The sequence below is a fragment of the Nonlabens xiamenensis genome (assembly GCF_003865345.1).
GTDB lineage: Bacteria > Bacteroidota > Bacteroidia > Flavobacteriales > Flavobacteriaceae > Nonlabens > Nonlabens xiamenensis.
This window is the reverse complement of the sequence record NZ_RMVE01000001.1, coordinates 1,032,877-1,046,846: the sequence shown is the minus strand read 5'-3', so window position 1 is coordinate 1,046,846 and position 13,970 is coordinate 1,032,877. Positions and strand designations below refer to the sequence as shown.

The following is a 13,970-nucleotide window of genomic DNA, read 5'->3' as shown; positions in this document are numbered from 1 at the left end:
CCGTTGGTGAAACTACATCACTGGGAAAGGCAGAACTTATACAACAATCAATCAGACTGGTATGCTTCTATCAATCATACTCATTAATTCCGTATAAAATCTGTTTCATTTTGCTACCATTAATTTCTACTGGACGGTACGCATTATTAAACTTCTCGATACTTATACTAACGTTCTCTTTGATCTTGGCATATTCCATGGGGATTTTGGTAGCACATTGTTCTTCATTTTCATAGCTGTTCAACATAATCGAAAATTTTTCATAGAACTTTGCACTTTGATCAATATGTGCGTTGTAAAGTGAGATAAATTGTAACAGACGATCAATAGGGAATTCCAAATCAATCTGCATTTTGTGGGCTTTATATTGTTGGTCTGGATCTCTCAATGCCCTATCCATACGTTCTAAATACTGACCCAAATGATCCCTGACATTTTCCCAATCGTCAGTTTTCCGGCATTCCTTTAATGGCCACGGGTAATCAATCGGCTTTGTATAATCAGTAAACAACTGTTGTAATTCAATTAAAATATTATCATTGCTTTTTTGCAGGAAAGCAGTCTCAAAATAAATGGTATTTAAGTCTTGATGCATTCTTAAAGTAAAATCTAGAATGCATTCCACCTCATCCAGTAAAACCTGTTTTTCCCTTTTATCAGATCCAGGTTGATGAAAAAGCGAAACCAGAGAATGCACCACAGACGTATAAAGGTTGTTCCCTAAAATTCCCTTGAGTTGAAAACCAGATTTTTTATCCTGATTTTGCACCAATTCTTCCTTCATTTTTACGAATTCTGGATATTGGTTGGGGTTGCTCAGTTTATTGATCTCGTGAAAAGTGCTTACCGAGGCAAAATGATGATCCAGCGTCAATGACTTCTCATACAAAATTTTGATAATTTGAAGTCCTTTTAAATATCTTACTTTGCTAATTTCAGATTGCTCATCCACAAACAATTGATGAAGGTTCTTTTTAATGTAGTTGAGCTGCCATAAAACGTCAATCTTTTCAATGGCCGCCAGATTATAGCTTAAAGCTTGCTCTAGCCGAATTCTTTTTATAGATAAAGGTTTTCTTTTGAGATGGAATTTCAGTTGTATACCCTGTACCTCATCCATCAGCGACGCAATTACCTTATTGACATCCTCATCAACTGGACTTTCAGCCGCAAAGGCTGAAGGCATTACAATCATACAACCCATCAATATCAGTATTAGCTTTAGCGACTTCATAACACAAAAGTTTTGAATTGGATAAAACACTCATTTGCTACACGGACCACTGAATATTTTCCAGCGGGTATCTCCACAGGCTTATCGGATATTTTAAGCCTGGAACTTGTCAGGGCATCTATGACCAAAGACTCTTTTAGCCAAAAGTGAGTGGATTTGGAGTCAGAATCCTGTTTTGCGGAATATTCTAATTCGCCTTGCAAGCCATGGGTTTTGGCACTAAGCCTTAGTACCAGTGTACCACCATCCTTGTATTTAGCAAACGCGTTAGCCTGCTCAGAATCCTCGGAAATCCTAAAACTACAAATACCTCCACGTCTCAGGCAATCAGAGTAGAGTCCAAACTTGAGATTTACGGGAGTTTCTGCCTTGGCATCATTTATCCAGAGGAAGCCAAACACCTCAAACAGGATAAATCCGCTCAACACGCTACGAACGATGTAATTATTCATAAGGCTATGGTATTATTTGAGTTCGTAGCGCAAGAAGAGTCCTGCTGTTGTGATAGCCCCAGGTGAGACTTGGGTGTAGGTATTAATCACTTGAGCTCCAAAATTTACCTTCTTGAAGGTTCGCCATGCCAGCCTAGCTCCTATATCTAACCCGCCTCCTTCATCCTTTGTTAGTTGTAATCGGTCATCAAAAGCCACCCAACAAATACCAATCACCGATTCCACCCGTAGATTAGAATCCCGGTTGAATCTATAGGTCAATTGAAGGCCACCTTTGTTCAAATCATAGTTATTTTCAAGAATTGGCGAATAAATCTGTGCGTAAGCGGCATAAGCACCTAGAGCAACTTGCTGATTGATATGGTAGGAAATAGAGCCTTCAAAATTATAACCAGCGTCTTCTTCAACAAATTGATAATTGGTATGCAATGTAGCGTCAAATTCAGTTTGACCTAAACATACCAAACCAATCAGGTAGACCAGTACGGCTACTGTTAGTGAATATTTCATAATAATGATTTTAGCGATTAAAGATCAAACTAGGGTTGATTCCTTTTCTTGATCTTAAAGTCTCCACCCTAATTTTTAGGCGTAAAAACAGTTTATTCTAGTTGTCGCTTTCGCGAAAGCGCAACAAAACAAATGGACGACCAACTTGTGGTTACGAACTATGCATATCTATAAAGCAACTCCTTTAAAATCTGTGTTTGTTGAAATTTTGCACCATAACAACATCCTTCATGTTGAGGAAAAAATCAACTGGTATATAAACCAACTCTTTTCGTCGCAGGGCATTGGCATAAAAATTAGTCAGCGGCTTCCTAATAGGCAGGTAAGCAAACCTTACCGGATTGACCTCTTCCAACACTAATTTTACAAATTCCGAACAATAGAATTGAAGCCCATTTCCCAAACGGAAATCATGATCAAACAAAATGAATTTCTTCTCCCATTTTTTCAAAATAAGGTTCAACCTATCAGCCTCGCCATGTGGTAATTTGATTTTATAGATAGTGTAATACTCAACCATTGCGTCAGAAATAAATGATAGCATATCTTCCTTTTGCAAGGCACTTTCCCCAGGCGCAGCACCCACATTGACATGATAAATCTGAATCACATCATTTTGCTTGATTCCAATACCAATATGGGTAGAATATTTATCCTTAAGATTAAAATCTGCGGCGATAAAATTTCTTTTGCCAGCTGTGGATCGAGTGACCAAATAAGCTTCATTTGCTTGAGCAATCACCAATTGTGAACACAGGATCGCCAACAATCCAAAGAGACAGCTTTTCATAACCTTAAACTTGCGAACACTCCGCCGTTCAAAATTCCTCCAGGTGCAATGTGATTATAGGTAGTAAGCATTCTAAATCCGTAATTGAATTTTTTCTGTCTCCGAAAAAGTACCTGGATTCCAAAATCCAATCCCAACCCTTGATTATCCTCGCTTAAAAAGTCATCTGGATATTGCAGGAAAGAAAATCCAAAAATACTCTCAAGTTGGATATTTTCTGATTGAGCAAATGCGTAGTTTCCTCTCAGGCCCAATCCGAATAATTCATAATTTGTTTCAGTTTCATCTTGCTCCATCCAGGCTTGAGAGAAAGCCAGTTCCACGGAAAATCTGGGCGCAAAATAATACTCAACTGCACCCTCTACATGTATTCCCCTGTCCTCCTTTATCAATTGTTGATAGAGACGGGCATTGGTAGCAATATCCCCTGTTTGAGCGCACAGGTTGGTAGAAATATAAAACAATGCAATAAGTGCTTGAAATCTAAATAGCTTTTTCATACGAACGATGGTTTATAAATTATAATTTGTGTAATTAAGATTGATTCAAAAACTTTTGAATTTTTACTGGTTTCGTAATATTTAAATCTGAGAAAAAATGTCGACACAACTTTTAATCCTCATGCCAACTAGAATCCAACTGCCGCAGCACTTCAATGGTACCGGAGATATGTCTCTTACCGAAAGCGATAATGATTTTATCGCTTTGTGAATGATGAATTTGCTCTGCTAAGCTTTTGTTTCTGTATTGCAGAATAAATTCCTGATTAAATATTTTCCGTGCTTTTTTCAAATCTTCGCTTTTAGATTTGCAACTATACTCTTCAGAAAGTGGTGTGATCAAATCGCAAGAGTCTAATTCGATTTCTTTGTATTTATTTTCATATTCTTCAATCAATTTCTGTATACTAACATCCCCATTTTTAGGATTTGACTTAATGGAATACAACAAATTGGCCTTGGGTTGATTCATGTATTTTTCTGGCACCTTGAACTGACCCAGTAATTTATGCTCAACGCTATCCAAGTAACCATTCTTAGGTAGAGCGAACCCAAAAAGCTTTCTGAGTTTTTTCTCATAAATTGTATCTTGATGCGTTTTTAGATTTTTACCTGTCCCTTCATAAAAAACTTCATAACCTTGTTTACCCAATGAGTCAGTTAAAGTATATACCGATTGGTAAAATGATTTAACACCAACATGATGCATCGGCAAAAAGACTACCTGCTTACTGTTATTGGTCAATCGAATAGGCTTGACCCTTTTCTGGTTTGCACCTACACCGATCAACAAAAGAGAAGTACACGAGCAAACTAGAAACGAACTTCCAATGACAAATAAAATTTTAATATTTTTCATATAGCTGAATTTAGCTCCTCTGAAAATTTTCAGAGGAGCATGAATTACCCTAGTATCTCTATTAGGAATACTACCACTCGGACTATGATATCCCAATTCCTATCCAAAAAATCGAACAAATTTTGCAGATGACAGCCAATCTGGTACCATCTGCACTTCTTTTTCATTTTGGAATCCTTGTATAAATTGTTTTGAATGAATTCGTTTTCATCTAGTCCAAATAAATCCTTATCGGATTTATTTGAGTTGAAACGGAGAAAAATGACTGCTGCCGCCATCTCTTTACCAGGATCAGTATCTATAATATCCTTTGATGCAACCCCTTTTTCTAAATAATAGAATCCTTTTTTTAGAAGAGCTTTACCTTCTGCAGGAATGTCATTAACCTCTTGTCTACCCAAGAGGTTTTCCACAAAGGCCTCCTCATTCATTCCCTCCTCATAATAAGGTTTTAAAGCGTCAACAAAAGATGCCATTCCTATGCTAAGTTCATTTTTGATGAATGAGCGATCGGCATTGCTAAATTTTTGTTGTTGAGCATGAATTTGAATCGCGAATAAGACGAAAAATGCAGTTATCCATTTGGATATTCGACAATATTTTGAAATTTTCATATGTTAACATTTAATTGTAGTACCTACTCTATACGTTTTTCGGTAATCACGGCTGTTTAAAGTGTCTTAGCTTACACTCTTCAATACAGATGGCAAACTGCCGGGACCTTGTAGAGATACAATTAGACGGTCAATCAAAATATCTGAATTGGTTTTAGCGAATCGGTGAGCGCCTATTACCTGGTAAAGGACTGCTTTCTTTTTGATAATATTCTACATGCTTATGATTGTTTTGATGTTTATAGTAATAGTGTGTAATCTGTAAATTTATCATTGTGATAGGCTAAAGATATAGCGTTAAAACACCTATTGACAAGTAGATAAAGTCTGTATTTATGAATATCGATAGCATATTCATAAAAAACAGTTGATAATTTTTATTCCGCAACTGATAATTTCTACCTTTATTTTGACAATTAAAAACAGTTCATATAAAAACCTAAAACCAACTCTTTTGAAGCACTCTTCAAACCCTACATATCAACTTCTCAATCAGTACTGTTTGCGGACTCCACTTTACCCCTTGGAGATGCTTGATCGGCTTATGGATGGACAGGAGCTTGATAAAGCTGATTGGAATAAACTGTTACAAGATGAACTTTTTCAGCAGTCCATTTATGTCTCGTCTCCTTTCTTATATAAACGTATGCAAGCCTGGAAGAATTCAGATTTATCGACTGATCAAGTTCAACGCCTCCAACATACGTTACTGAAATATTTCACAAGGATCAGTAGCCGCTGTACACCATTTGGTCTTTTTGCAGGTTGCTCTTCTGGTGAATTCGCCGAGAATACTCATATAATAATAGGACCGCCCTCTTCGCATCAAAAACATACGCGTTTAGATTTTAGCCTTATGGCTAACATGATCCAGCAACTGTCTCAGAACCCTGCATTGGTTGAACAGTTGAGATACACACCTAACGACAGTCTTTATAAAGTCTACGATCATTACAGGTATGTTGAACACATGGCCGAAAATGAAGCCCGATCATACTCCCTCGAAGGCATCAAATGTTCTGAAGCCTTAGGATTGGTGATAGAGAAATCTAAAAAAGGAATAAGCTTGAGCAACTTAACTCAGATCCTCACCGGCGAAAACTATGACAAAAACGATGTTGCAGCATTTATTCAACAATTGCAGGACCACCAATTGTTGATTCCAGATATAGCTTTGGGTACGATCGGCGCCGACGCTCTAAGCCAGATCATCAATAAATACCATGATAATGAAATCGTCCAGGAAACACTTCTTCCTTTGTGGAGGAAGATTGAAAAGATTAATCAATCGAACTCTGAGGTCATCAATCTGTTTCAGTGTGTGGAGGGGAAAATCAAAAAAATGGGATTGGATCACCAAGGCAGAAGCATATTTCATACTGAATTAGAAGTAAAAACAAATAGCAATCAACTGGCGGATTCGTTCAAGAAAGAGCTAATTGAAGTGTTTAACTATTTATCCCGTACGACAGTTAGAACAAAAAATAATGTGCTTGATCAATTCAAAAAAGAATTTTTAGAAAGGTATGGTACAAAAGAGGTTCAATTGGGATTAGTATTGGATACAGAATCTGGTATTGGATACGGCGAACATATTCGGGACAGTCAAGGCTTTTTGGACGAGTTAAGAGGTGCTGACTTCAGTCAAAATTCTGCAATTCGCGTCAAATGGTCGAAATTGGATATGATGATGCAATTGAAACTGCATCTCGCGTTGGGGCGAAATGACTACGAAATACAATTATCATCCAAAGATTTTGAGCAATTTCCAGAACAGGATCTGCCCTTACCAGATACATTCTCAAGTATGATAGAGCTATATGATTCGGCGCTATTCCTACGAGGCTTCTCGGGTACAAGTGCGGTAAACCTACTGGGGAGATTTGCTCAAAAAAACAAAGGATTGTTGGAACAGGTCGAAAAGATTTCCTTAATGGAACAACAAATGAATCCCGACGCAATCTTAGCAGAAATCAATCATCTACCGCATTTAAAAGCTGGAAATATTCTTCAACGTCCAACATTTAGAAGTTTTGAAATTCCTTATTTGAGCCAATCGCATTTACCCGCAAATCATCAACTCAATATTTCTGACTTAATGATTTCGCTTAAAGAAAACAGGTTGGTGCTGCGCTCAAAAAAATGGAATAAAGTTGTCCTTCCACGATTGGGGAATGCACATAATTACCAAGGTAGCACCCTGCCTTTATACAGATTTCTTTGTGACCTTCAGTCGCAAAAAGAGCAAGATTATGTTGGCTTTTCATGGAACAATATCTATCACTCTGCAGATTTTCTGCCAAGAGTCAGGTTCAAGAACATCATATTGGCCAAAGCCACTTGGACCATTAAAACAGCGGACTTCAAGACGCTGATGGAAAGCGCAGACATCTTAACAGCTGTGCTTGCCTGGCGCATAGAAAAGAAGATCCCATTATATGTTCAATTGATCGAAGGAGATAATCAGTTATTGGTTAAAATGACCCATATCGATGGATTGCAAATGTTACTTGATGCCGTGAAGACCAAAAAATCTTTTCATATCCAAGAATATTTATTTTATGACAAAGGAAGTCCAATTAAAGATGCTCAGGGAAATACTTATGCCAACGAATTCATCTTTTCCCTTTACAATCAGGAGCGACTGACTAAATTCTCTCAGAACATTCCCTCCATCAGCGATACTCTGCCAGTATCAGAATCCATAGGTGCAGTGCAGGTATTTAAACAAAATAGTCAACAATGAACATGATTTTACAGGAAACTAGCGATATGGTACAGCGACAATTCTTTGTTGGGGATGAGTGGATCTATTATCACATTTATTGCGGGCCCCAGACTGCAGATGATCTTTTAATCAGGATTATTGAACCATTTTGTCAACAGGTCATAAAAGATGGAACTATCTTACAATGGTTTTACCTACGCTATTCAGACCCATATCCACACCTGAGAGTACGCTTGAAATTAAAAAACATACTTGATACCTCCCTGATACTTCAAGAATTCCGATCGCTGTTCAACCAACATCTGGCAGAAGGTCTTATATGGAACCTAACTTTAAATAGCTACCAGCGGGAGCTAGAGCGATACGGGCAAGTAAGTATGGAGCTGTCTGAGTATATTTTTTGGTGGGACAGTCTGCAAGCTGTTGAAATCATACGGAACAACTCCTCAGAAATAGATAGGTTTTGTGATTGCTTTTCTTGGATTGAATTTTTGATTAAATCTTTTGAGCTTGATCAAGAGGCAGAGGGCAACTTCATAGCTAGGCAGCAAGCATCATTTAGAGCAGAGTTTGGGGTAGACAAAGTGATCAACAAAAAGTTAAATATTAAATATAAAAATCTTGAATCACAGCTGCTGACCAATAAAAATGAAAAAGAACAAATCGCGCATGAAATTACAAAGGCTGTACAGGCCATACAAGCGCTTAAAGCGAAAAACCAACTTGATGTACCCATAACGGATTTGATGGCCAGCTATATCCACATGAGCATCAATCGGATGTTCAGATCAGAACAACGTTTATACGAAATGACGATTTACGACTTTTTAAAGAAAAAATACGATTCATTAATTGCGAGGTATGGAACGATATAAATACATCATCACTTATTTAATATTAATTGTACCGCTGTTCTTATGGGGACAACTTGAAACACCTAAGGGAAATGATCGAGTTTACAACGACCTACTGAATGAATTTAGTAACGCGCCATCAAATGAAAAAAGAAGATTTGTTGCGGATAAAATTATCACCAAAGCAAAAACTGAAAAAAACAAAAAATATCTGATCATCGGGTATAACTGTCAGGCAGTATTATACGAAAACGAAAAGGCATTGTCCTATGCTGATAGTATTATACAGATTACTAAAACCGACATAGGTCACATGTATCCAATGGAAGCCTTTAAAATCAAGGGAGATCATTATTTCAACCAGACGATGTTTAAGGAAGCTTTCAATCAATACCTACAGGTAGCCAACTACGCTGAAATAGCAAATAGCAAAGAATATCAACTTATTGCGGAATACAACATAGCTGATCTGAAGCGCAGACTGAATGAAAAGGAAGAGGCACTTGCAGGCTATAGAAAAGTTTGGGAGGGATTGCAGAGAGGCGAAATAAAAATGAGCGATACTTTATTATATATGAGCAGCTTACATTCAATTGCTAACATTTTCACTGACCTCAACAATCCTGATTCCGCTTCCTACTACAACCGATTGGGATATCGAAAAGCCGTCGAATATAACTTTTTTGATGAAGATCATCATTTCGCTTTAAATCAAGGAGTAAGCCATTACCAAAGGGGTGAATATCAGATTGCGTTAGATAGCTTAATTAAACATACAGCCTACTACGAACTACAGCCATCAGCTAATAACATGCCTTACGCTTATTATTACTTAGGTAAGGTATATCAAAAATTAAATCAACAGGATTCATCGGTCTTATATTTTAAAAAAGTGGACAGCTTATTTAAGCATAATAATACTGCCCATAATATTATTAAAGATTCATATGCGGAACTAGTCAATTTTTATAAAGATGAGGGTGATTTGCAACACCAAATTTATTACACCAATCAGCTGATCATAGTAGACAGTTTACTTACAGATGAGAAAATGTTTCTCAGCACAGGAATCTATAAGAAATACGATATTCCAAGACTCAGGGAGGAGAAACGAAAAGCAATACTAGAACTCAGTAAAAAAGAAAAGGATTTTCAGATTGTTAAATTATCTATGCTTCTTTTACTTACACTAACTGTGCTGACTTCTTTATTTCAGTTTTATAACAAAACACTTTACAAAAGAAAGTTTAAAAATTTGATTGGTGACAAATTGGGTCGAGAAGTAAAGCCAATACCAGATAAAAAGAAACAAGTTGTAGGCCTGAGTGGAAAGAACTCGTTGACTTATACAGATAACTCTAAAAAGAAATTAAATATACCTGAAATTACAATAAAGGACATTCTTAATAGGTTGTCAAAATTTGAGGAAGAGAAGGGATATTTAGATATAGATGTTACCTTAAATTCTTTAGCAAAAGAAATCAATTCGAATAGTAATTATGTTTCAAAGATAGTGAACCACTATAAAAAACAATCCTTTGCCAATTATTTGAATCAGCTCAGAATTGATCATTTCGTTGAAAGGGCCAAAGTAGACCCCAAAATTAAAAGATATACCATCAAAGCTATTGCGAATGAATTTGGTTTTAGGTCGTCTGAATCATTTTCCAAAGCCTTTCAAAAATTAAATGGCATAAAACCTTCATTCTTTTTACGAGAAATTGATGTCTCAAAAAAAGAAACCTAAATTCTTGAATTTAATGCATATAGGCCGTAAAAACTGTATACGTAGTCAGACTCTATTATAATTTAGCTGTCATCAAAACAATTATTATGAAAAAGAAACCTATTTCCTTAGACAAATTTAGGATTCACACTATCAAGAAAAAAGAACACATAATAGGAGGAAACAATAATACCGGCAAAAATCCTGACCCAGACACGGGAACAGGTAGATTAGGCAGGTACAAACAAGTTTGTATTGATGAATCTAGAAGGGTAGTTTACGTTTTAAGGGTAGAAACTAGTCTATGAAGAAAAGAAAACTCATTATTTCCATATTTGTTCTTGCATTGATTTGCTCGTGCAACTCCCAATCATTTATTAAAAAGGAGAGCATTAAGGAAAGCTCAATGGAACCCTCAATGCTCGGAACTGATAGTCTAAAAAATTGGCATGTGTCCAGTATTGGACTCAATAAATTGGCAGGAATAAACCTTCATTCGATACGTAAATTTGATTATACAGAACACAAATCAGTTACAGTCGCTGTAATTGATAGTGAAATAGATTTTAAACATGATTTTTTAAAACTCAACATATGGTTCAACCCTCTTGAGGTTCCAGGCAATGGAATTGATGATGATACGAACGGGTACATAGATGACCACAGTGGATGGAATTTTTTGGGCAATTTATGTAACAAAAATACTAGATATGCCCATTTTGAATCCACAAGGATTTTAAAAGAGTTGAAAAATTCAAATAAATCAAGTTCGTATGAAAAATTGGAATCTTTAAGGTCTAATTATAAGAAATTATTGGAGGAGGGAAAGTTTAACAAGACCAACAATGATGCAGTTTTAGCGGAATATAGAGAATTGCAAAAGGAATTTGATTCTATTTTACATAAAAGGGCTTACGATCTTAAAGCGATTGACAGTCTCAAACTTCAAATAAAAAACGATTCTTTACTCTTTAAAAGAGCATCTTATTGGGGAGAATTACTTTCATACAACATGACAGAGGAATACTTATTATTTCACAAAAAACGCTCCGATAGTATTTATTTTAAATCTCTTAATTTAAATTACGATGATCGTAATATCCAAAATGATGATTCCAGAGACTTAAACGACCACAAGTATGGAACACCCTTAGGGTTATTTGATAACACCCTGAACCATGGCACACAAATGGCAGGTATTATTGTCGGAATTGCCCCAGAAAAAACTAAATTAATGTCTTTGGCGATATCAGCAATTGGCGATGAACATGATAAAGATATTGCGCTGGCGATCCGGTATGCGGTAGACAATGGAGCTAAAGTCATCAATATGAGTTTTTGGAAGCACTTTAGTATGCACAAGGAATGGGTTGATGAGGCTATAAAGTATGCAGCTGATAATGACGTTGTAATAATCAGTATTGCTGGAAATGACGGCATTGATTTATCCGAAAGCTTCAAATATCCTGATGACATTAATGAGCTGCGAGAAGAATTCGTAGACAATTTTTTAACAGTAGGTGCCAGCTCATATACAATTGATGAAAATCTAAAGCCAAAATATTCTAATTATGGAAAAAACGATGTAGACATATTCGCTCCAGGTGAAAGAATCTTCACAACAACCAAAAATAATGGTTTTACGAAATATTCGGACGGCACATCTTCAGCAGCAGCTGTAACCTCCGGCGTCGCAGCTTTAATAAGATCCTATTATCCGAGCCTTACCGCTCCTGAAGTCAAACATATCTTAATGGAATCTGGAGTCACTTATACCGTCTCGGTACCAACCCCTACAAAGGAAAACCCAGAGAGGATGACTCCGTTTAATGAACTTTCAAAATCGGGTAAGATATTGAATGCCTATAATGCTATTAAAATGGCTGATAGTGTTGTTAGGTCTAGATAACAAACGCCCAAAATTGGACTTAATTTAAAGTAAGAAAATTAACTATATGCGGAGATTTTGGTTTTATATTATTATTATGGGGTTATTGCTTTTCACCTCATGCATCTCAAAAGTATTGGATCAATCAGGTATTAAATTTCATTCTGATCCTAAGATCTCCCGTTCCACCCCATGGCATCTTCAAAAAAGAATTCCTGATAGCACGGCGTCGATTGACTTTGTAGACGTTGGTAGATTTCTAAAAAAAATTGAACCGGCAACGGTAATAGTAGCGGTGCTGGATACACCTATGGAAATCAGTCATGATAGCTTAAAAGATCACATTTGGGTGAATCAAGATGAAATACCGGGAAATCAAATTGATGATGATAATAATGGGTATGTTGACGATATCAATGGATGGAATTACATTGCAAATCTGAATGACGACCATAATCTGTATGTCAATCTGGAAAGTACGCGTATTTTAAAATCAATTGGTGTGACTCGATTGAACGAATCGATAATATTACCGAATTATAAAGATCCAATTAGAGCAAAATATTATCAAACCGTATTAGCACATTATAAAGAAAGAAAAGCTAATCTTTTAAGATTAAAAAAAAATTATGAAAGGCTTGATCGATATTATTATGGTGTCATGGAAGAGGTCCAACCTTATTTCAATGATCGTGAGATTACACTTAAAGCGATAGATAGTTTAGAAAAAGCAAAATCTGCAGATATCGATAGTTTGAATTTTGTCGCATTACGAGAATTCGAAAAGTATAACATCAATTCGCGCTACGTAGATTCTCTGAGAAACCACTATACGCAATTACATGATTTACTCACAGACTTGGACTACAATGATCGACAAATCCAAGGAGATGATGCTAATAATTTAAACGATAGGACATATGGATCGCCTAAAATTAATGTTCATACCGATCTTTTAGATCATGCCAATCCAGTTGCTGGTATTATCTTAGGCTTAAATCATGGCAACTCAATAAAGCTCATGTCGCTTGCCACATCTTGTTATGGAGATGAGAACGACAAAGACATAGCCCTGGCCATTCGCTATGCCGTGGATAATGGGGCCAAGGTGATCAATATGAGTTTCTGGAAGCATTTTTCACTACACCAAAACTGGGTTCATGATGCTATCAAATATGCGGCTGAAAAAGATGTGCTGATCATTTCGATTGCAGGTAATGATGGACTAAATATTCAAGATTTCCCTAAATACCCCAATGATACCGACCAAAATGGCAGGGAAATTACTGATAATTTCATGTTAATCGGGGCCAGCAATCGTTATGTTAACCATGAACCTCTTGTAGACTTCAGCAACTACGGTAAAATAGACGTGGATCTCTTTGCACCTGGAATTGATATTTATACCGCTGGATCAAACAACACCATGATTGAGGATTTTGATGGCACCAGCGCTGCAGCACCTATCGTTTCCGGCGTCGCAGCTTTGATAAGATCCTATTATCCGAGCCTTACCGCTCCTGAAGTCAAACATATCTTAATGGAATCTGGAGTCACTTATACCGTCAAAGTGCCCACACCTACAGAGACAGATCCAGAAAAAACAACTCCGTTTAACGAACTCTCAAAATCGGGTAAGATTTTAAATGCCCATAATGCTATTAAAATGGCTGATCGTCTTATGAGTACCCGCCAGTGATCAGTTGAATAATAAAGTGTGGCTATTCGGGCAGATAATATGTTCTAGGATGGTAAAATGAGCAAGAATCTTTAATGATAGAAAATCCTTACCTTTACCACAAACAACTATGTTGT

13 protein-coding genes are annotated in these 13,970 nt (G+C 36.6%); 6 read left to right on the top strand and 7 right to left on the bottom strand.

Going from position 1 to position 13,970, the window contains the following annotated elements; genetic code table 11:
• Nucleotides 1–70 precede the first annotated feature (70 nt).
• The 7 genes from EGM47_RS04630 to EGM47_RS04600 all read right to left on the bottom strand — a co-directional run bounded on the left by EGM47_RS04630 (nucleotide 71) and on the right by EGM47_RS04600 (nucleotide 4,959).
• The gene (locus EGM47_RS04630; protein WP_124979568.1) at nucleotides 71–1,234 is read right to left on the bottom strand and encodes a hypothetical protein; all 1,164 of its coding nucleotides are present in this window, start codon (nucleotides 1,232–1,234) and stop codon (nucleotides 71–73) included.
• Nucleotides 1,231–1,686 carry a hypothetical protein gene (locus tag EGM47_RS04625; RefSeq protein WP_124979567.1) on the bottom strand — a complete coding sequence of 152 codons (456 nt, stop codon included), beginning with the start codon at nucleotides 1,684–1,686 and terminating at the stop codon, nucleotides 1,231–1,233. Before EGM47_RS04625 ends, EGM47_RS04630 begins: the two co-directional genes overlap by 4 nt.
• 12 nt (nucleotides 1,687–1,698) lie before the next feature.
• Nucleotides 1,699–2,196, bottom strand: coding sequence for a hypothetical protein (locus tag EGM47_RS04620; protein WP_124979566.1), 498 nt, complete (start codon nucleotides 2,194–2,196; stop codon nucleotides 1,699–1,701).
• A 184-nt stretch (nucleotides 2,197–2,380) separates the two neighbouring features.
• The gene (locus tag EGM47_RS04615) at nucleotides 2,381–2,986 is read right to left on the bottom strand and encodes a hypothetical protein (RefSeq protein ID WP_124979565.1); all 606 of its coding nucleotides are present in this window, start codon (nucleotides 2,984–2,986) and stop codon (nucleotides 2,381–2,383) included.
• Nucleotides 2,983–3,486 carry an outer membrane beta-barrel protein gene (locus EGM47_RS04610; protein ID WP_124979564.1) on the bottom strand — a complete coding sequence of 168 codons (504 nt, stop codon included), beginning with the start codon at nucleotides 3,484–3,486 and terminating at the stop codon, nucleotides 2,983–2,985. Before EGM47_RS04610 ends, EGM47_RS04615 begins: the two co-directional genes overlap by 4 nt.
• A 112-nt stretch (nucleotides 3,487–3,598) precedes the next feature.
• The gene (locus EGM47_RS04605) at nucleotides 3,599–4,345 is read right to left on the bottom strand and encodes a hypothetical protein (protein ID WP_124979563.1); all 747 of its coding nucleotides are present in this window, start codon (nucleotides 4,343–4,345) and stop codon (nucleotides 3,599–3,601) included.
• A 44-nt stretch (nucleotides 4,346–4,389) separates the two neighbouring features.
• The gene (locus tag EGM47_RS04600) at nucleotides 4,390–4,959 is read right to left on the bottom strand and encodes a hypothetical protein (RefSeq protein ID WP_124979562.1); all 570 of its coding nucleotides are present in this window, start codon (nucleotides 4,957–4,959) and stop codon (nucleotides 4,390–4,392) included.
• Between the two features lie 529 nt (nucleotides 4,960–5,488).
• Here EGM47_RS04600 and EGM47_RS04595 point away from each other — a divergent pair.
• From EGM47_RS04595 to EGM47_RS04570, 6 genes are all read left to right on the top strand, one after another.
• Entirely contained in the window at nucleotides 5,489–7,705 is a 2,217-nt protein-coding gene (locus EGM47_RS04595) for a lantibiotic dehydratase family protein (protein WP_317126863.1), read from the top strand.
• A complete protein-coding gene (locus EGM47_RS04590; RefSeq protein WP_124979560.1) occupies nucleotides 7,702–8,562 on the top strand; it encodes a thiopeptide-type bacteriocin biosynthesis protein in 861 nt (286 codons plus the stop codon). Before EGM47_RS04595 ends, EGM47_RS04590 begins: the two co-directional genes overlap by 4 nt.
• Nucleotides 8,549–10,288 (top strand): helix-turn-helix domain-containing protein, encoded by a 1,740-nt coding sequence (locus tag EGM47_RS04585; RefSeq protein WP_124979559.1) that lies wholly within the window; start codon nucleotides 8,549–8,551, stop codon nucleotides 10,286–10,288. Before EGM47_RS04590 ends, EGM47_RS04585 begins: the two co-directional genes overlap by 14 nt.
• An 86-nt stretch (nucleotides 10,289–10,374) precedes the next feature.
• Nucleotides 10,375–10,575 (top strand): hypothetical protein, encoded by a 201-nt coding sequence (locus tag EGM47_RS04580; RefSeq protein WP_124979558.1) that lies wholly within the window; start codon nucleotides 10,375–10,377, stop codon nucleotides 10,573–10,575.
• Complete coding sequence (locus EGM47_RS04575) at nucleotides 10,572–12,176, top strand: S8 family serine peptidase (protein ID WP_124979557.1); 1,605 nt, start codon at nucleotides 10,572–10,574, stop codon at nucleotides 12,174–12,176. The genes EGM47_RS04580 and EGM47_RS04575 overlap by 4 nt, the downstream gene beginning before the upstream one ends.
• Nucleotides 12,177–12,252: 76 nt before the next feature.
• On the top strand, nucleotides 12,253–13,854 hold the full coding sequence (locus EGM47_RS04570) for a S8 family serine peptidase (RefSeq protein ID WP_164510816.1): 1,602 nt from the start codon (nucleotides 12,253–12,255) through the stop codon (nucleotides 13,852–13,854).
• Nucleotides 13,855–13,970: the final 116 nt, after the last annotated feature.

Bases quoted from the DNA above. Each gene is read 5' to 3' on its own strand.
- EGM47_RS04630 (WP_124979568.1), bottom strand. From the start codon at position 1,234: ATGAAGTCGCTAAAGCTAATACTGATATTGATGGGTTGTATGATTGTA.
- EGM47_RS04570 (WP_164510816.1), top strand. From the start codon at position 12,253: ATGGGGTTATTGCTTTTCACCTCATGCATCTCAAAAGTATTGGATCAA.
- EGM47_RS04590 (WP_124979560.1), top strand. From the start codon at position 7,702: ATGAACATGATTTTACAGGAAACTAGCGATATGGTACAGCGACAATTC.
- EGM47_RS04580 (WP_124979558.1), top strand. From the start codon at position 10,375: ATGAAAAAGAAACCTATTTCCTTAGACAAATTTAGGATTCACACTATC.
- EGM47_RS04595 (WP_317126863.1), top strand. From the start codon at position 5,489: ATGCTTGATCGGCTTATGGATGGACAGGAGCTTGATAAAGCTGATTGG.
- EGM47_RS04615 (WP_124979565.1), bottom strand. From the start codon at position 2,986: ATGAAAAGCTGTCTCTTTGGATTGTTGGCGATCCTGTGTTCACAATTG.
- EGM47_RS04610 (WP_124979564.1), bottom strand. From the start codon at position 3,486: ATGAAAAAGCTATTTAGATTTCAAGCACTTATTGCATTGTTTTATATT.
- EGM47_RS04625 (WP_124979567.1), bottom strand. From the start codon at position 1,686: ATGAATAATTACATCGTTCGTAGCGTGTTGAGCGGATTTATCCTGTTT.
- EGM47_RS04620 (WP_124979566.1), bottom strand. From the start codon at position 2,196: ATGAAATATTCACTAACAGTAGCCGTACTGGTCTACCTGATTGGTTTG.
- EGM47_RS04605 (WP_124979563.1), bottom strand. From the start codon at position 4,345: ATGAAAAATATTAAAATTTTATTTGTCATTGGAAGTTCGTTTCTAGTT.
- EGM47_RS04585 (WP_124979559.1), top strand. From the start codon at position 8,549: ATGGAACGATATAAATACATCATCACTTATTTAATATTAATTGTACCG.
- EGM47_RS04600 (WP_124979562.1), bottom strand. From the start codon at position 4,959: ATGAAAATTTCAAAATATTGTCGAATATCCAAATGGATAACTGCATTT.
- EGM47_RS04575 (WP_124979557.1), top strand. From the start codon at position 10,572: ATGAAGAAAAGAAAACTCATTATTTCCATATTTGTTCTTGCATTGATT.